The 17,694-nt window shown below is 45.2% G+C and carries 15 protein-coding genes, 3 tRNA genes and 5 pseudogenes; 16 read left to right on the top strand and 7 right to left on the bottom strand.

Annotated features, from left to right (window positions below):
* Positions 1 to 10: 10 nt before the first annotated feature.
* Positions 11 to 229, bottom strand: coding sequence for a hypothetical protein (locus RIC07_RS35070; protein ID WP_446398542.1), 219 nt, complete (start codon positions 227 to 229; stop codon positions 11 to 13).
* Positions 230 to 627: 398 nt separating this feature from the next.
* Between RIC07_RS35070 and RIC07_RS35065 the strand changes: the two genes are divergently transcribed.
* Together RIC07_RS35065 and RIC07_RS35060 are read left to right on the top strand one after the other, a co-directional pair.
* Positions 628 to 846 carry a hypothetical protein gene (locus RIC07_RS35065; protein ID WP_446398541.1) on the top strand — a complete coding sequence of 73 codons (219 nt, stop codon included), beginning with the start codon at positions 628 to 630 and terminating at the stop codon, positions 844 to 846.
* 168 nt (positions 847 to 1,014) lie between these two features.
* Positions 1,015 to 1,215, top strand: a complete 201-nt coding sequence (locus tag RIC07_RS35060; RefSeq protein WP_446398540.1) for a hypothetical protein — start codon at positions 1,015 to 1,017, stop codon at positions 1,213 to 1,215.
* Between the two features lie 118 nt (positions 1,216 to 1,333).
* Here the strand turns inward: RIC07_RS35060 and RIC07_RS35055 are convergent.
* The 4 genes and pseudogenes from RIC07_RS35055 to RIC07_RS35040 all read right to left on the bottom strand — a co-directional run.
* Positions 1,334 to 2,404, bottom strand: a pseudogene (locus tag RIC07_RS35055) (cysteine desulfurase family protein); the annotation flags it as partial.
* A 30-nt stretch (positions 2,405 to 2,434) separates the two neighbouring features.
* Positions 2,435 to 3,835, bottom strand: a complete 1,401-nt coding sequence (locus RIC07_RS35050) for an HNH endonuclease domain-containing protein (protein ID WP_446398558.1) — start codon at positions 3,833 to 3,835, stop codon at positions 2,435 to 2,437.
* Positions 3,836 to 3,840: 5 nt separating this feature from the next.
* Positions 3,841 to 6,108 (bottom strand): annotated as a pseudogene (locus RIC07_RS35045) (hypothetical protein); the annotation flags it as partial.
* Positions 6,105 to 7,019 (bottom strand): annotated as a pseudogene (locus RIC07_RS35040) (DUF4007 family protein). The pseudogenes RIC07_RS35040 and RIC07_RS35045, both read right to left, overlap by 4 nt.
* A 603-nt stretch (positions 7,020 to 7,622) precedes the next feature.
* Between RIC07_RS35040 and RIC07_RS35035 the strand changes: the two are divergent.
* The 6 genes from RIC07_RS35035 (at position 7,623) to RIC07_RS35010 (ending at position 10,219) form a co-directional block, all read left to right on the top strand.
* A complete protein-coding gene (locus tag RIC07_RS35035) occupies positions 7,623 to 8,570 on the top strand; it encodes a GNAT family N-acetyltransferase (protein ID WP_446398539.1) in 948 nt (315 codons plus the stop codon).
* Positions 8,567 to 8,845 (top strand): hypothetical protein, encoded by a 279-nt coding sequence (locus RIC07_RS35030; protein ID WP_446398538.1) that lies wholly within the window; start codon positions 8,567 to 8,569, stop codon positions 8,843 to 8,845. The genes RIC07_RS35035 and RIC07_RS35030 overlap by 4 nt, the downstream gene beginning before the upstream one ends.
* A gap of 11 nt (positions 8,846 to 8,856) precedes the next feature.
* The gene (locus tag RIC07_RS35025; protein WP_446398537.1) at positions 8,857 to 9,165 is read left to right on the top strand and encodes a GNAT family N-acetyltransferase; all 309 of its coding nucleotides are present in this window, start codon (positions 8,857 to 8,859) and stop codon (positions 9,163 to 9,165) included.
* 424 nt (positions 9,166 to 9,589) lie between these two features.
* Complete coding sequence (locus RIC07_RS35020; RefSeq protein WP_446398536.1) at positions 9,590 to 9,790, top strand: hypothetical protein; 201 nt, start codon at positions 9,590 to 9,592, stop codon at positions 9,788 to 9,790.
* Positions 9,791 to 9,906: 116 nt separating this feature from the next.
* A complete protein-coding gene (locus RIC07_RS35015) occupies positions 9,907 to 10,107 on the top strand; it encodes a hypothetical protein (RefSeq protein WP_446384460.1) in 201 nt (66 codons plus the stop codon).
* A 20-nt stretch (positions 10,108 to 10,127) separates the two neighbouring features.
* Positions 10,128 to 10,219, top strand: a tRNA-Ile gene (locus tag RIC07_RS35010).
* 109 nt (positions 10,220 to 10,328) lie between these two features.
* Here the strand turns inward: RIC07_RS35010 and RIC07_RS35005 are convergent.
* Entirely contained in the window at positions 10,329 to 10,520 is a 192-nt protein-coding gene (locus tag RIC07_RS35005; protein WP_446398535.1) for a hypothetical protein, read from the bottom strand.
* Positions 10,521 to 10,726: 206 nt separating this feature from the next.
* On the opposite strand from RIC07_RS35005, the gene RIC07_RS35000 reads away from it, so the two are divergent.
* The 4 genes from RIC07_RS35000 to RIC07_RS34985 all read left to right on the top strand — a co-directional run bounded on the left by RIC07_RS35000 (position 10,727) and on the right by RIC07_RS34985 (position 13,287).
* Positions 10,727 to 10,796, top strand: a tRNA-Leu gene (locus tag RIC07_RS35000).
* Between the two features lie 93 nt (positions 10,797 to 10,889).
* A tRNA-Ser gene (locus tag RIC07_RS34995) sits at positions 10,890 to 10,963 on the top strand.
* A gap of 149 nt (positions 10,964 to 11,112) precedes the next feature.
* Positions 11,113 to 11,571: a hypothetical protein gene (locus tag RIC07_RS34990; protein ID WP_446398534.1), complete on the top strand. Its 459-nt coding sequence runs from the start codon at positions 11,113 to 11,115 to the stop codon at positions 11,569 to 11,571.
* 234 nt (positions 11,572 to 11,805) lie between these two features.
* Positions 11,806 to 13,287 (top strand): hypothetical protein, encoded by a 1,482-nt coding sequence (locus RIC07_RS34985; RefSeq protein ID WP_446398533.1) that lies wholly within the window; start codon positions 11,806 to 11,808, stop codon positions 13,285 to 13,287.
* 355 nt (positions 13,288 to 13,642) lie between these two features.
* Here RIC07_RS34985 and RIC07_RS34980 read toward each other — a convergent pair whose 3' ends face one another.
* Positions 13,643 to 13,906 (bottom strand): hypothetical protein, encoded by a 264-nt coding sequence (locus tag RIC07_RS34980; RefSeq protein WP_446398532.1) that lies wholly within the window; start codon positions 13,904 to 13,906, stop codon positions 13,643 to 13,645.
* A gap of 444 nt (positions 13,907 to 14,350) precedes the next feature.
* Here RIC07_RS34980 and RIC07_RS34975 point away from each other — a divergent pair.
* From RIC07_RS34975 to RIC07_RS34960, 4 genes and pseudogenes are all read left to right on the top strand, one after another.
* Positions 14,351 to 14,947, top strand: a pseudogene (locus tag RIC07_RS34975) (ABC transporter ATP-binding protein); the annotation flags it as partial.
* 195 nt (positions 14,948 to 15,142) lie between these two features.
* Positions 15,143 to 15,796, top strand: a pseudogene (locus tag RIC07_RS34970) (ABC transporter permease); the annotation flags it as partial.
* Positions 15,797 to 16,140: 344 nt separating this feature from the next.
* Positions 16,141 to 17,433 carry a carboxyl-terminal processing protease CtpC gene (gene ctpC, locus RIC07_RS34965; protein WP_446398531.1) on the top strand — a complete coding sequence of 431 codons (1,293 nt, stop codon included), beginning with the start codon at positions 16,141 to 16,143 and terminating at the stop codon, positions 17,431 to 17,433.
* 172 nt (positions 17,434 to 17,605) lie between these two features.
* Positions 17,606 to 17,694: helix-turn-helix domain-containing protein (locus RIC07_RS34960; RefSeq protein WP_446393353.1), on the top strand; the 89-nt coding region annotated here is incomplete at its 3' end.

The raw sequence follows: 17,694 nt of genomic DNA, 5'->3' as shown, positions 1-17,694 counted from the left end.
CTTTAAGTTGTCAACTGTTTAGCCAAGGTTTAATATCTCTCCAGCGTCTAGCTTCAATATGATGCTGTTTGAGTAATCGGTTGAAGTCTTCGGTATCCGTTGTGGCAATAATTACGTCTATTCCTATGCTCTTAATAATGACAGCTTGAGCCGCAATAATTAAGTCTGCATCGTAGGCTACATAAGAATTATTGCGGGCAAAAGCCCATAGTTCAGCCGTTTCTTGCATTACTAGGACTTACGCAAAGGCTCGATATGTAGGGTGTGTTAGCGTAGCGTAACGCACCTTCACCAATATATATGGTGTGGCTGCGTAAGTCCTGATTACGTTTCCTTCTTCACAGGTAAGTAGTCGGACAAAAGTTTTGGGAGCTGTATAAAGTTTTGTAAAACTTGCTTTCATGCTTGTGACATATACAATTTGGCTGGCTTTTACATTTCTTAACACAGAGCCGTTTATTTATGTCCGACTACTTAACAGGAGTGCCAGAAATAAGCGTCAGCAAGGCATGAGCGTTGCCGCAGACTAGCATTCCCCGATACTACACGAGTGAGCTGCTGCCCAATACCGTAGATCACAGCCCAATTGCGTTACCATAATTGGTAAAGTTTTTTTCTGTAGTGACTATGACTAAGTTGCTTGAGCAAGCGATAGAAAGGGTAAAAACACTCCCTGAGACTGACCAAGATGCGATCGCTGCACTCATTCTGGAAGAACTGGAAGATGAAACTTGCTGGGAGCAAACATTTTACCAGTCTCAAAATGCACTTGCCCAACTTGCAGAAGCAGCCTTAGCTGAAGATCGTGCAGGCAAAACTCAGGAGTTAGATCCAGAAACATTGTGAAGAAATGCAATTCATATTGAGCAGATACTCAGTCAATCTGAAGAGCAAGATAAAATTTTAGGTAGATTAGATAAAGTGTCTGCCTTCAGTTTTATTTTTGCTGTCCTGTTTACCCTGATAATTGGAATTGATTCCGCAACACATAGCTTGAATAAACCCGAGATAACCATGAATCAAGACTATTCAAATCGGATAAAAAACCATCCTGCTTATCAGCAAGAAAATGGTAGTGTGAATGGAGCATCGAAGCTTCGTCCTAAACCTCCCCAAAGTCAGCAATCTCCGAATACTCCAAGTGCCAAAAGCGCTCCCACATCCTCCGAAGGAAATCAATCTGGTAACTCAGGGGGAAATAGTGGAAGCAGTTAATAAAAACTCAACAAAGCAATGGTTACACGGCGAGAAACCCTGAAAAATGAAATAGATAAGCTGAGCGAGGATCAACTAGAAGTCGTCGCTGCTTTCATTAACTATCAGCTTAGGCAAGTTAGTTCTCAGCGAGTAAACGAGAAATGTCTTTAACAGTACTCGCTAAAATATTCGCCGCTTGGTCAATTTCAGCTTCTGTCGTAAATCTCCCGATTCCGATTCGTAATGCTCCCTCAATAACATCTTCAGGAAGATTCATCGCACGCAAGACATGAGAAGGGGCTTCTACGCCTGATGAACAAGCTGCTCCCCTGGAAATGGCTAATTTTCGACGCACTCTGGCGATCATGGCACTGTTGGGAATACCTGGAATGGAGATATGCAGGTTTCCAGCTAGACGGAAGTTAATATCTCCATTAACGATAAGTTCGGGAATTTTTTCTGCTAATTGAGCTTGCAGGCGATCGCGTTTAGCGGCGATCGCACTCTCATCTTGTACCATCTCCAACTGTCGCAACCGACAAGCTTCTCCTAAACCGACAATTCCCGGCAGATTCAGTGTACCGGCTCTTAATCCTTTTTGATGTCCTCCTCCAAACAAGATTGGCTCTAGGGTATTACCTCGTTTGAGTACCAAAGCGCCAACCCCTTGGGGAGCATAAAATTTATGTCCTGACACAGCTAAATAGGTGATTCCCCATTCAGCAACGTTAATCGGAATTTTACCTACGGCTTGGGAACCGTCGCATAAGAAAGGAATATTATAATTCTGGGTAATACGACCAATTTTTTCAATGGGATAGATGTTCCCAATCTCGTTATTAGCTGCCATGACGCAGAGCAAGGAAACCCCATGCCGACAGGTTTGTTCGAGATGGTTTAAATCTAACCTGCCTTGGGAATCAACGCGAAGGTAAATAATTTCCGCCCGTCTTTTTTTCTCTAATGCTTTACAGGTATCTAAAACCGCCTTGTGTTCTACCGGAGAGATGGCAATGCGGGGTGAAGAGTCATGACTGGCGGCGATACTCCCTTGAATTGCAATATTAATACTTTCGGTTGCCCCCGATGTAAAGATAATTTCTTTCGGGGATGCGCCCACTAATTGAGCGAGGTGTTGAGCAGCTTGGGAAACGGCTTGGGCGGCGCGATCGCCTACAATATGATCCACACTGCTGGCATTGCCAAAATGCTTATTTCAGTGCTATTCAACTTTAAATCAGTGATATGACCAATCGGGGCTAAAACCTTGAATAGTAGCTAAAGACATCAAAGGATGAATCGTTAGTTCGTATGCCTTCCTTAATTTTTCGATGTCGAGTAGATCTTCAGCATCGCTCATCTTTAACTCAGAAATATGGGATTCAACGGCTTTTAACCATTTTTGATGACTCAGGACTTGGTAAGAAGCAGTCAAGCCCAAATATTGTAATTCAACAAAATCGTTAAAGTAGGTTACTGAAGGTAAGTTATTAGATTTAGAAGCGTTGACACTTGGATGAGTTGGAATTAAGTTCCAAAGCTGATCATGGGCAACAAATGACCAGGGTAAGTAATGATCCAAACTGAGATTTTCTTGATCTAAAAGTTGTCCTGAGTAGATACAGCTAACGGGTTGAACCGCTAAAACCTGTTTCCAGTATTTCGTCTGTGATGATAAAGAGCCTCTTTGCTGAGGCATAAATATTTTACTGACGATGTTGGGCGTGTTGGGATTACGTTGCTGCATATACTTCACCCATTCCCAGGATGCCCAACCCCGAATAATGGCATAGTGTTTTTCTAAATAAGTCGCCCAATCGGGATGAATGAAAATTGATTCACAATGGTTGTAATCTGTTTGGTCAAATTTATATAAAGGCTTTTGGGAGTCAAAATAGTGATCAGCAATGGCGGGAATAGCCTTTTCTAAATCATTACCTCTACCTTTACTAACCTTTGCTGCTTTGAGTTCTGCATCTAAGAAAGGGGCAATGAGGCGAAAGGGAACATAGCGTTTAAGATAATTAATTGAATCACTCAAATCTTGAAATGCAATCGTTGTCCGTAATAACTTTTTATTGGTGTCTGTAAATTTTAGTATGGAAGCTGTAATCTCTAACGTTAAAGAGTCCAGTTTTTGAGCAATTTTATCTTGAGTTCCAAAGGACAACTTAAAGTAAGTGTGAGGATACCAAGCGTTTGCCAACATTTCGACGATTATTTCTTTAAAGCTGATTGAAGAAAGCACTTCAAACTGTCGTCGTTTAAGAATGTCAAGAAGAGACAGGAAAAAGAGGTATTTATAAGATGTGGTGATGTTTGAAAAGAGGCGAGATAGTGCAACTACATCAACTTGATCTGATTCGGGTAGCTGTCCAGAGTCAAGCCTGATTAAGTTCGTAGGTGCGTTGGTTGTCAGATGACCTAAGTAAATCTCAACAAACTCTCTAGAGGCTTCTGGATCAATGATTTGAATAGCTCTGACAATCTCCGCAACGGTTTCAGCAGTGGGATCGGTCTGCTCATGAAACCAACGAAAGACAATAGGACGCTCAACCCCCAACTCTGTAGCCAGTTGGCTTTGGCTGATGTCGTAAGACGTTAAGACTTGTTTGAGTGCTTGACCTGCTTTTCCCATAGTTTCCATTCCCCCTCCTCTTGGCGGTGAATACCTGTTTCCCCTAACAGAGAATAGTACATACTCACTTCCGGACCATAGCCTTCTAGTCCTAACGTTTCCTGATTCCCCCGTTCAACCATTGCTGTAATCAGTTCCCGTCTGGCTTTTGCGCCTTGGGAGGTGAGATCCCGACGGTTAATCAGTTCATTCCACAGAATCGGACTTTGATCATAGACGCGATCGCACACCTCGGACAGTTTGGCATTAAAATCCGTAATGTGACTAATCCGTTCTGCTTCCCCCTGTACCCAACATTGCTGGTCATTCCCTGTCATCTCAAAGGCTTGCGCCAGGGTTTCATCCAAAAGCTGTTCGGCTTGAACCACCCGAAAGCGCACTTCTTTGCGGGCTACCCCATCCGATTGTAATTCTGATGCTGTATCTTGAATCGCTTTCAAAGCCGCATATTCCCGGCTACGTAAACGCAGGACATCTAGTTTTGCTGCACCCAGTAAAACCAAAGGTTTGCCATCGTCAGTCACGGCGGGAACCTGAGTTGGTGACTCATCATCCACCCAATATCCCACATAACCATCCGCATCAGCACTGTCGCACCGGAGTTGAGTTAAATCCAATGTGCTATCCAGATAATGCCGTTCAAAATAGCGTAATGTCCCTGTTTTATAACTGTGCCGTTGTACTACAATTGGTGGCAATGAACGCAGAAATGATAGCAAATTGACCAAGGAAGAACGGTCTTTTTCCAGATACTCCGACAGGGCTTGATCAACATTAAAATCAGACCCCTGCCAAATTCGCAGTTCATCCATGGTGCGACGATGGGTAATTACTCCCTTTTGCAAAAGACCCTCAATAACGGTTTCCCAATAGGTAAGTTGATTCTGGTTATTGGGAAAGTCACACATTGCCAACGTGACTAACCGCTTTGTCGCCCGAGTCGCCCCCGTTGTCGTCACCAGATTCAAAATACCAATCGCTTTCAGCACCTTAAGATAATCGGGTTCTAAATACCTCGCATCAGCAATCAAATCTTGGATTTCCACCCATCGTTGTAGATTAGGACGAGATGCCAGTCCCATCCCCGCCGCTTCAATGAAATAGTCGTAAATCCAATCTAATTTTAGAGTCGGCAAACTGAAACTCTCCCCATCAAGACTAACCGTTTGGAGAAAGTTTCTCAACCCATAAGGTTCAGCACTGGTGAGAAACGTAAATAAGGAACGGTCATTTTGGGCATAACGATGACAGAGTGTCGGTAACACCAAGGCGGATAAAGGATGTAGCGGATAAACCCCCTTAAAGATATTAGTTGGCAGTTCCTCTCCTGTTAAAACTGTTGCTAATCCCTCTGACCACTCGTTACCATATTCATGAACTTGACAGGCAATTTTATCAGTGGCTTCCATGTTAATCACGTTCTCGATTAACCGCATCATTTGTCCAGCCGATTCAGTAAACGGAATATCCTCAAATCGCCCCTGAATCTTCGCCCATTCATTCCGCTGAACTGTGGCTAATCGTTGTCCATACTCGGCAAAGGCTTGATGGAGAATGCCTAAAATATAAATCGGAGTTTTGCTGTCTCCAGGAAGTTCCGCTAATTGTTGTAAAACATAGAGGTCTTCTGTCCCTTGGTTATAAGCGGCATATTCCAGATTTTTCCCTAATTCGTCAATAACCAGAAATACCCCCGTATTCGCTGCCTTAGCCACGTCTTGGACTAACTCCGGTATTTCTCGGTTATCAATAATTTCTCCTGACTCAATTTCGGTTGCCAAATCCACTAACTTATGAACCACAGTAATTTTATTCCGCTTAGCAGGAGAACTCCAAAACGTCTCTGCTCCTCGCAGCAATCCCCGGACAATTGTATGACTCATTGGTTCTCTTGCTGCTGTTGCTACAGCTCGAAATAAACCCTTTTCCGGAAGTTTAGTTAACGCTTGATAGTCACTACTTTCTGCGGATGGTGTATGCCGAGCAATTTCTAAAGCAGAGGAACGCATCTGGCTCTGAGCAGGAGCGCAAACAGAGGTAAGATAATGGGTAAACGCTGACTTTCCGGTGCCATAAACACTGGTTAACGTCCAAGCATGATTGGCTTCAGCCGTGGTTAAGCCGTTTAAAATCCGTCGCAAAGCATCCACTGCCCGTTCCGTTAAAACATAACCCTTTAAAGCGTCTGGTCGAGTTAAATCTCGCTCTAAATTCACTGAACGAGAGTAACGACGATTGAGACTAAAATATTGTTCAAGCGTTTGACGATTCATGAATGACCTCTCGTTCGGTAATACTGATTTAATATCTCTTCTATAAGTAGAGTAGCGTCTTGAGTAAACGAAAATTGGACTAATCCAGCGGTATCAGAAAGGGCAATTCCTTTCCTGCTACGAGATGTTTTCTCAATCGCTTCGGCAATCGCACTTTCAGGGAGTTTAAAGACGACCCCAGGACTCCCCGAGTCGTAAGTCAGACTGGAAACTGAAATGGTTTTTGAACTGCCACGAGTTTGAGCATAATCTAAACAAGCCGTAACAATAATCTCAGCCGGAAGATTCACTTTTTGTCCAATGCGGAAAGTATAGTATTTTGCGTCTACTGTCATCCGGATAATTCCAAGTTCGGCAAAAGGGCAATCAATAGAGTCTTCTATTAATTTCGTTTTCCCTTCTGGCTGACTATACATACGGAGAATACAGGTTACATCTTTCTTGAGAGACGATTCAGCAGTACGAGTTCCTAATTCAGTTCTATAGTTTTTGAGTCCTCTGAGCAAATCTTCAGATGTAAATTCAACTTGGCGGAATACATTAAAGGTGTAGTACCAAGCAGCGGCTTCACAAGTAGGTTTCAGCAGAAACCAATGAATTAACCATAACTAAGCTGGATCTTCAAGAAATGGATCATAACCCCTATCACCGAGAACTTTCCAACCGAAATCAGTCGGTTTGTCTTCTTCTAGAACCTTAAACGCTTGACACCAGTAGCGAATAGAACGTACCATGTTCTTCCCCACCCCTAAAATAACAGGAGCATCGTCTTTGAGAAATACGCTGGAGTCTTGACAAGCCGCATCAAATCCTTTTTTGAGCCAACTAAACCTTGGGTGGAAGGTTTCGTGGCGGGCAAAAATAGGGGCAACTTCTTTTGGTGAAGTCTCTGCTGGGGATGTTCGGGTCACTGTGACTATTTCTTGATTACTTATACGGCTTAGTACAAAGATACCATTTCCAGGCTTTTTTGTAAACCCCGAATAAACTTTGTTTGCTCTTTAAATGTTTTTCATACATTCTCTAAAGTGACTATTATATTTTTTGAAAATAACTGCGTTTTTTTATTAATGTGTTCGCTTCATGTATAATGATTTTACAAAAAAACGGTGGCTCATAAAAAAACATGAGTCTAGCGATTAAAATCTACCTATATCTTTAGATAGAAAATCAACGTTTAAACTGTTTAGCTACGGTGTAATATATCTCCAGCGTTTTACTATACCCTTTTTCACGTTCTATAATCTGACAATTAGTACAGCCTATTTTACATCTAGAATAGTAAGCATAACATCACTATTGTACATCCTCAAAAGTTAATGAATCCTTAACGTAAAAGTTTCAGTAGTCCATTTATTGAGGGACAGACACCTCTTCAGATTGAGCGACGAGTTCACCCGGTTGGGTGAATCGACAGGATGAAGTGCTATTTCTGCCCCAACTTGTAGTATACCTGTAGTAAATTACTGATTGAGTTGCTTAAATTGCAGCAACTGACCTATCTGCTTAATTTTATGACAACTCTAACCATGCGCCCTCATCGGGGTAAAGCCGACTTAGATGCGATCGCACGTTTCCTGAAAACCTGTGAAGCGGTTGATTTGCCTAACGAGTACCCCTCAGTGTCCGAGATATTAATGCAATTTGATGCACCCTCAGTTAATCAGCAACGGGATATTCGCTTGTGGGAAAATGCAGAGGGTCAATTAATCGCATTGGCGGGGTTAATGATTCCCACAGTTGGGGAAACGGTTGATGGTTTTCTCTGGTTTCGTGTTCATCCCACGCAACGGGTTGATTCTCTATACAGGAACATTATCACTTGGGCAGAATCACGAATGCAGGAAGTTTGTCAAGAACGTTGTCTGGCGGTAAAACTACTGGCTGGTGCTGGCGCTGAACAAGCCGAACGCATTACTTTCCTGGAAAACTGTGGTTTCCGGATTGAGCGCTACTTTCTCACCATGGTGCGTTCACTGTCTGAACCGATACCAGAACCCCAGTTACCCGATGGTTTTACCTTGCGCCCGATTCAAGGTGAACAGGATGCTCAAGCTTGGGTGGAACTGTTCAACGATACGTTTATCGATCACTGGAATTATCACCCAGATACCGTTGAAGCCTTTAACCATAAGCTGAAAAATCCCGAATTTCGACCCGACTTGTCTGTGGTTGCGATCGCGCCTGATGGTACTTGGGCGGGTTTTTGCGACGGCTACATCCCCAAAGATGGGAATCAGGGCTGGATTAATCCGGTTGGTACGCGACGCGGTTACCGCAAGCAGGGTGTAGCACGCAGTATGTTACAAGCCGTGATGCAACAGTTGAAAACCGAGGGAATGGAAACCGCCATGCTGTATGTCGATGCGGAAAACCCTTCCGGGGCGAGGCGGTTATACGAATCAGTGGGTTTCCAGACCACACACACTCAAATCGCTTATGTTAAGGATATTGCAGAATGAGTATTATTACCCGACGTCCCTATCGTGGGGAAATCGACTTAGACGCGATCGCGAATTTGATCAATACCTGTGAAACCGTTGATCAGCTTGAGGAAGGCACATCTGTCACGGAACTCCAGCAATCCTTTGATGACCCCTTTATTGATAAAGAACGGGATCTCTGTCTTTGGCAAGATGCCAATGATCAGCTTATTGGTTTTGGTCGGCTGTGGATTGTTCCTTCTGATAGCGCATATTACATGAATGGCAAGACCCATACTACAAGCCCGAATTGAGTCTACTTGCAGTGACTCCAGATGGAACGTATGCCGCGTTCTGCTACTGTCGTGTGAATCCCGAAGAGAATCAACGCAACGGACGTTGTGAAGGCGAGATTGCTGTTCTGGGGACAAGGCGAGGCTTTCGTCAGCAAGGGTTAGGACGAGTGATGTTATTGGCTGGGATGCAACAACTCAAGGCGGCTGGGATGGAAACCGCCAAACTGGGCGTTGATGCGAAAAACTTGTCGGGGGCGCTGCGGCTTTATGAATCTGTTGGTTTTAGTACCGTAAAGACTCATATTAGCTTGGTTAAAGATTTGGAAGCCGTCGGCTGAAAGTTAAGGGTAAGGATTGTCTGTTGATTGGGGAGGACTCTTTGCTTCGCTAGTCGGGCGTAGTACGTGTGTAGGGGCGGGTTTTACTATTATCGTTTCTAGCTTTACCTAAATGTGACTAAACCCGCCCCGATCAATGTGTTCCAGACGTTCCACGCCCGACCAATATGTTCCAGACGTTCCACCGGAACGTCTCTACAGGCTTCCCTCGTCCCCTGCATCTTTGCCCCAGGAACTCCCTGAAAAAAATTTTGTCCAGTCTATTGACAAGTTTGTAGTATAAATGTAGTATAAATACATGACAGAGAGATGAGAGGCAAAACTCTCTACCTCAAACGTCCAGTCTGAACCTTGAAAATCGAATAAAACGTCGGGAATTTTCACGAAGGTCAATCAGGATTTTTGTAATCGGAATCGGTTCATTATGCTATTCCTGTATACACCTCTGGTTCGCCATGTTCTCACACCTATCGAGTGGGATACTAAACCGAATCAGCGAAATTCAACCCTATCTATGACGGAAAAAGAACGTTTAGAGTCAAATGATAACAGTCTAAATCAAATGACTGCTCAAATCCGTTATAGCCAAACCATCTATTCTTTAGAGCGGCGATTCTTACTCTAAGAACTATCAGTGTTTGTGAACCTAACTCAATGCTGGTCGTTTTAGCCAAATGAGTATGTTCGCTCCGCAGATAGATTGATAAACACCAATCAAATCAAGTTCTAGGAGGTGCCAGCATGGTTCACATTCGCTTTGAAGGTCGTTCCTATGATATTCCAGAACGTCAGCTTGGTATTCAAGTTGGGATGAAAGATTCGGTTGTCAAGGAACGCATTGCCCAGTATTTTGAGGTAGGACGCGATCGCTTAACTGATTATGTTATTGATCGGCGTCCGAGTGGCGACCTAATCATCCGTCCTGAAGCCGTTTACGGTTAAAGCATTTACATCAGAAATTAGTGGAATTCGCGCCCTGACTAGAAAAGCATACAAACGGTAGAGCATTCGATTGATAATCGAACTGGCAAAGGTTCAAATCCTTTCTTCCCCACTGTTTGGGGGAGTAGCTCAGAAACACAAACCGCTTTTTTGACTTGCGCGAATTCCCACTCAATACATCGCCAGATTTACGGGTGCGATCGCGCCCTAACTGGAGAAGCTTACAAACTGGTAACGTCTGACTTCAACTCAGATTGTAGGTTCGATTCCTGCCCTCTCCGCCTCTTGGAGAGGTGTAAAAAAACAAGCTTCTTAAACTTGCGCGATCGCACCAATCCACTCAGATTTTGGATGAGTACAAATAACGGTAAATTCACCGAATTCTCTTCAATCCAAAATCTAAAATTCAGCATTCAATATCCCGCGCCCTTACTTGTGAAGCTTACATACTGTTCCGCCTACGAAGCGGGAGGTTGTAGGTTCGAGTCCTACTAGCTGCACTCAATGCAGCTATAGCTCAAATGGATAGAGCGCCAAGTCATAAGGCTTTGCTAACTTGCGCGGGATATCTCTTATTTGCAAGTGTTGAAATTCACTTCGCGCCCCAACCCAAAAAGCTTACATACTAGCCAAATGGAAAAGGCGCTTGATTTAGGCTCAAGATTATGCAGGTTCAAATCCTGCGTATGACTAATGGCTTTTTTAACTTGCGCGAAGTGATTCATCCCTTCAATTTTGCCCGAAGAAATAAAGAGTGCTAACGCGCCCCAACTAAAAAAGCTTACATACTAGCTCACTGGTAGAGCAATCGACTTGAAATCGATGTGTCGCGGGTTCGATTCCCGTGTATGAACCAACGGCTTTTTTGACTTGCGCGTTAGCTTTAACATTACGGGAGAAACGTCGATGTTAGTCAAAACCTTTGAAATTTTTGCACAGGTTAAATCCTTAACTCTGCTGGAAACCTCTGAACTTGGGGTTTCTGTTCAATAGGAGATTCTGGGTATGCGCGATCGCATCAACAAATCTTGGACATTCGCTGAGATAGAACGTCTAATTCAGGCATTTGAGCAGGGGACACTACCACGAAATGAGTGGACGCATCAGGCACATTTAATCGTTGCTTTGTGGTATCTGACCCATTATCCGCAACCTAAAGCCACTGATTTTATTCGCAACGGTATCCAACAGTATAACCGGGCGATCGGTATTATTACCACGAAAGACAGTGGTTACCATGAAACCCTGACACTGTTTTGGGTGCAGATGGTGGATCAATATCTAGTTGCGAAAGGGAAAAACCTATCCCTTGAAGCGTTAGCTAATGGTTTAATCCAGGATTACACGAATCCACATCTACCACTCGAATATTATAGCCGCGATTATTTAATGTCTTGGCAAGCACGCCAGCATTGGATTGAACCTGACCTAAAATCTTTCAATTTAATTCAAAACAGTTTTTGATCTGACACAGAATTCTCCGAGAACACCAGTCTAGTAATTGAAACCCTTTGCTGTAGAGACGTAGCATCTTGCTTCTCTACAAACAACAATGGCAGTTGTCGCCGCGCCCTAACCGGGAAAGCTTACATCCTTACCCTGTCACGGTAAACTCAACAGCTTTCTGAACTTGTGCGGCACTATTTTTAGTCAAAGCGTGCGACATTTGCCTCCATTCTTTTCTTAAAGGAGGTTGTTATGAATACCGCAGAACGCGACTTGCGTTTGGAAATGCTCAACAGTCTGTTAACCACACCTCACCGAGAGTTAAATAAGGTTGCAGACTTGCACAAAATGATGGTAGAACTTGACCCTATCTTCTATGGACACCTCGGTGTATGGTATCAGAAAGAAGGGGATGTTCGTGATCACAAAGAAGTCTTTGTCGGGAATCTGTTGACCAGTCAGTTAACGGAACACCGGGAAGCCGGATTCATGTTGCTGCAAACGTTTCCACCTTACCAAGTGGCGCGAATTGTGGACTTCATGAAGCAGCATCAACAGAAGGTTCCTCGTTCCGCCCGAACCGCAGTACGGCGCTATTTGCAAAAGCGGGAAAAACAGCCCCAATTTTTTGACCGTGCGGCGTTGCGGGGACGTAAATCTATGAAGCACCTCTACGCTACCTTACACATTAAGCCGAGTGAGCGGGCGAATACCATCCTGTTTAAGGATGCTCCTCCGGAGGATAGTTTGGCGTTTGCGCTCAAGCAGTTGGCAAAAGCAGCAACTCCCACCGAACAAGCACGGCAAATTGTGGCGCATAAGATTCCTTACACGATTGCCATTGGTGCGGTTAAGCAAATCACGCCCACTGTATTAGTCGCCCTGATTAATTCCATGACACCCCAAGAGGTGATTAATAACCTCAAGTCTCTCAAAGCGCGGGGAGCCATGGAACACCCCCAAGTGAAGGCGTTGATTGATGAAAAGCTGACGGCGGCTCAATCTGATAGCCGTGTATCCGCCCTCAAGGGACGAGTTGCGGCTGAGGCGGCGGGGTTAGATCTCGCCACTACCGCTCAGTTGGAGCGCGTCATGGATGAGCAGGTGAAGAAGCGCGGCAAAATCGCTAAACCGACGGCGCTGTTGGTGGATAAGTCTGGCTCCATGCATCAAGCCTTGGAGGTGGGTAAGCACCTGGCGGCGTTGATTTCGGGGATTACAGAAGCGGAGTTGTTTGTCTATGCCTTTGACACCATGCCCTACCCCGTCCAAGCAAGCCTGAGTCGCGATACCCGATTGGGCGATATCTTGGCGAATAATCTGCCGCAGGAGCATCTGTACAGCCACTGGGAGCGTGCATTTCAGCACATCCGGGCTGGTGGTGGTACTAGCATCGGCTGTAGCGTTGAGGCGATGCGTCGGCGTAAGCAGTTGGTGGAACAGTTTATCTTGGTGACGGATCAAGGGGAAAACACCGCGCCCTATTTTGGTAACGCTTTTGATGCTTATTGTCAGGAGTTGAATGTGCTGCCAAATGTAATCATCGTCAAGGTGGGCAGTTACTACGACTGGATTGAACAAAAGTTGCGGGAACGGCAAGTGCAGGTGGATACGTTTACCTTTGCGGGTGACTACTACTCATTGCCAAACCTGATTCCGCTGTTGTCTCGTCCTTCCCGGCTGGAGTTGTTGATGGAAATTCTGGAGACTCCTTTGCCTGTAAGGGATGATTAATTGTAGTGGCGTGACCGATTAAATTGGGCGCACGTCTGTGCGCCCCTACAGTTTCCGGGTATAAGCGTCATCCACTAAATTAGGTGTACCACGCAACTACTCTAACTTACTAACCGCACTGGGTAGCCTTGCCCAACAGCATTGCGATAAAGTGGTCCGTCTAATGTCCACAATTGAGCTGCCAATGTTTCTGCAAGAAGCAGATAAGCTGCATCGTAGGCACTATTTCGACTCAATGACAATGCAATTTCAACGATTCGTGACTCAAGAGGAAGGGTATGATAAGAGATAGGTAAGACATCGAGTTCAGCCAAGGCTGGGGCTAATCTCTCTGAGGGAAATAAATAGGCATTAACTATAACATACCTCGCTTTTCCACGTCTTCTCGACCTGCACGTATTAACTCTACGGGATCGACGGGAGGCACATCTTTCGTAAGTTCGCCTAGTCGCCAGAGGGCAGCAAGAGCATTAATAGATGGATTGACTTTGGCGAGACTCAATTGCAGTAAAATAACGGCTAAGACTTCAGGAGGTACATTCAGCCTTTTTGCTTCAGCTTCTAGGCGATCGCTATCTTTTTTGGGAAGTTGTATAGTAAGGGGTTTGGATTCATTCATATTTCTATTGTAGTTTTAGATGGGCAGGCGATAAACCGCAGACCCCTGATACAAGGAACTCCGCCCTGATGATTGGGGTTGACCTTGATGCGTGTAAATTTCATGGGGAATTGAGTTCGGGTGTGCGATCGCGTTATTTAGATTATAGGTAAAAGTGAGCTTCAGAATCACTTGGAAGTGGTCTATCTCAAAATCTGGGACAACAGGAGTAGGGCTGGTGAAGCCGGAATTAACAATTCAAATTAAATAACGAATGACATAAGACATAAGACATAAGACCAATAACCTGATTGGGTGAGGTGAAGTCTTCACCGCCTGTGATAGCTTGATTTAAACCGTAATACAGCATACTACATGCTAATGAAGCTTACCTTGGGACTGTTCGATCTGACTCTATTTTCTTGACGACAACGTAAACAATCGGCGGTGTAATCACCATTACTTATGACTCTGACAACGGCTCAACCTCAAACCCAATCTGTGGTACTCACGGCTTATGACTTATGGAAATCTTATGGTTCAAACCATGTTGTTCAAGGTGTCAATTTTACCCTGAATTCTGGAGAAATTTTGGGTCTGCTTGGTCCCAATGGTGCCGGGAAAACTACGACAGTAGGAATGCTCTATGGTGCAGTAATTCCCAGTCGAGGTTTTGTTCAACTTGGACAGTATCAAATCCAATCTCAAGGACGTTTGGCGCGTTCTTCGATGGGAATTGTAACTCAAGACGATAATCTAGACCCGGATTTTAGTGTCTTCGATAACTTGATTTTCTTTGCCCATCACTACCAGATTGTCGGCAAAGCGGCTCGGGAACGGGCAGGGGAGTTACTGGCGCAAGTGGGGTTGCAAGATTATGCTAAACATCGGGTTGATCAACTGTCTGGTGGGATGAAGCGGCGTCTAGTGTTAGCACGGGCGTTGATTAATCAGCCGCAAGTGGTGTTTCTGGATGAACCGACAACTGGACTTGATCCCCATGCGCGACAAGATTTTTGGAAGTTAGTCAGTCAACTTAAGCAAAAGGGCTGTGGAGTGCTGTTGACAACCCACTATATGGATGAAGCCCAACGATTGTGCGATCGCCTAATTTTACTCCAACAGGGTAAAATGATTGACCAAGGCACACCTGAGGAGTTGATTGAGCGTACTGTTGGCACAGAGGTGGTAGAAATTGAGGGCATTTCCGCAGAAATCCTCCACCAACTCGCCCATCAGTATCAAACATGGTATCGCTCTTTTGGCTATGGGCTTAGTCCCTTAGTCGGCGATGTTACCTACCACGGTGAAACGGTTCCCTACTTACAATTTATTGCCCCTGGTATGATAGGAATTGGCGTGCTATTCCAATCCTTTTTCGAGGGCGCTTTTGGCAGTTTTATTCGCCTCAAATTCCAAAAAACATGGCAAGCTTTACTCACAGCGCCGTTAAGCTTCACAGAAGTATTTTTGGGGGACTGGCTATGGGCAACGACCAAAGGAACAATCGCAGGTAGCTTGACGGGGTTAGTGGCTGTGGCGTGGGGACTCTACTCAGGCTGGCATTTACTGATATCATTGCCCCTAATTATTTTGGGCAGTATGCTATTTGGCGTTATGGGACTGTTTACGGCGGGAATCATGCGAACGATTGACCAAATTAACGTGCCACTTTTCTTATTCATCGTCCCCATGTTTACCTTCTGTGGGACGTACTTTCCCCGCGAAACGTTACCGCCCATACTGGGTAATATTGCCAACCTATTGCCCCTTGCTGCTCTGGTTGACCTATTGCGCTGGCCCCTCGGATTACCCAATTTCTGGTTTTTGCAGTTAATCGGGCTACTCTTGGGAATGGGTCTTTTTGCTGGGTTGGCTTGGCGACAGATTTATCCCCAGTTGTTTCGTTGATTGAATTTTTCCTTGCTCCTCTGCTCCCCGGTTCCTCTGCTCCCCTGAGATGTCAACCGAAAAGTTTTCGGTCTACTGAATTTGTTTGGCGGCGGGGAGGGGAGCCGTAACCGATTGAATGCCTGAAAAGCATGATAGGTATACACTGTAGGGATTGAGCCAGGACAAATACAGCCGCATTCCCCTTCACCCGTCCTAATTTAAAACTCAACAACCTTATCATCCGGACTGCAAGCAAGTTAGGATGGATAACAAAGATGTGCAACAGGAGCGTGCTGGCATAGCCTGTGTTAGAGTGAGCGTAATTCCTTTGCAGTCGTTTTCCTCCAGCTTGTGAAAGGATTATGGTAATTACAAAACGTAGCCTCGTGGTCGGGGCGACCGCAGTAGTCTTAACAACGGTTGCAGTTACAGGGGCTGGTCTGCATTTATCTCAAAGTCAGGCTTTCTTCCAGGAAAGCCCCAAAGAGCTAGTTGATGAAGTCTGGCAAATTATCGATCGCCAGTATGTAGATGCTACCTTCAACCAGGTGGATTGGCGAGCCGTTCGGAATGATTATTTAAACCGTGAGTATTCTGACAAGGAAGAAGCTTACGAAGCCATTCGGGAAATGCTCGAGACGCTGGACGATCCCTATACCCGATTCATGGACCCCGAAGAGTTCAAAAACATGCAAATTGATACCTCTGGGGAATTAACGGGTGTGGGGATTCAAATCGCCCAGGATGAGGACACGAAAAAGTTGGTGGTGATTTCGCCAATTGAGGATACACCAGCATTTCAAGCAGGTATTCTCGCCAAGGATCTAATCGTCAAGATTGACGGTCAGAGTACCGAAGGTATGGATGTGAATGACGCCGTGCAACTGATTCGCGGGAAACCGGGTACTGATGTGACCCTTACCATTCAACGCGACGAGGAGGAAATCGACTATACAATCACACGGGCGCGGATTGAGATTCATCCAGTACGCTACAGTTATCGGAGTACACCCACGGGTGAGATTGGTTATATTCGCTTGAATCAGTTTAGCGCGATCGCGGCACAGGAAATGCGAGACGCGATTAAGGAGTTAGAGACGCAGGATGTTAATGGCTACATCTTGGATTTGCGCTCTAATCCGGGCGGATTACTCTACTCTAGTATTGAGATTGCCCGTATGTGGCTTGATAAAGGCAAGATTGTGTCTACGGTGAATCGTCAGGGTAGTTCAAATGAAGAGGTCGCCAGAAACCGAGCCTTGACCGATAAACCGTTAGTTGTCCTAGTCGATGGCGGTTCAGCTAGTGCTAGTGAAATTCTGTCGGGCGCTTTGCAGGATAACGAACGAGCCACATTAGTCGGAACTCAGACCTTTGGCAAAGGCTTGGTACAATCAGTACGCGGACTCGGAGATGGTTCGGGTTTGGCGGTGACTATTGCGAAGTATTTGACGCCCAGTGGTCGTGATATTAATAAGGCAGGGATTCCGCCAGATATTGTCATAGAACTGACTGAGGAACAACGCAAGGCATTACAGATGGATCGGACTAAAATTGGTACACCAGACGATCCCCAATATGTAAAAGCCCTAGACGTTCTCAACCAGGCAATTGCCGAGGAACCCAATGATCGGGCATCCGTTCAAACTCCATAGGTAGTAGAGGATGTAGACGATGCATGTTCCAGACGCGCCATGACACATCTGGCGCAAACGAAAGTCATCTTTCGCAAGCGGCTTTCCGACCCTCGCTTTTAGCGACGGGAGGAAAGCCGCGCCTCCGGTTACCGTTTACAGTTTTTACAGGGAATGTGATAGAATGTGAGGCATGACTCAACGCGCCTACCAATACCGCTTTTACCCAACGCCGGAACAAGAACAACTCTTGCGCCGCACGTTGGGTTGTGTTCGGTTGGT

It is taken from the genome of Coleofasciculus sp. E1-EBD-02 (assembly GCF_040218245.1).
Classification (GTDB): Bacteria; Cyanobacteriota; Cyanobacteriia; order Cyanobacteriales; family Coleofasciculaceae; genus Coleofasciculus.
The sequence above is the reverse complement of the archived record's forward strand: the minus strand, read 5'-3'. Positions and strand labels throughout refer to the sequence as shown.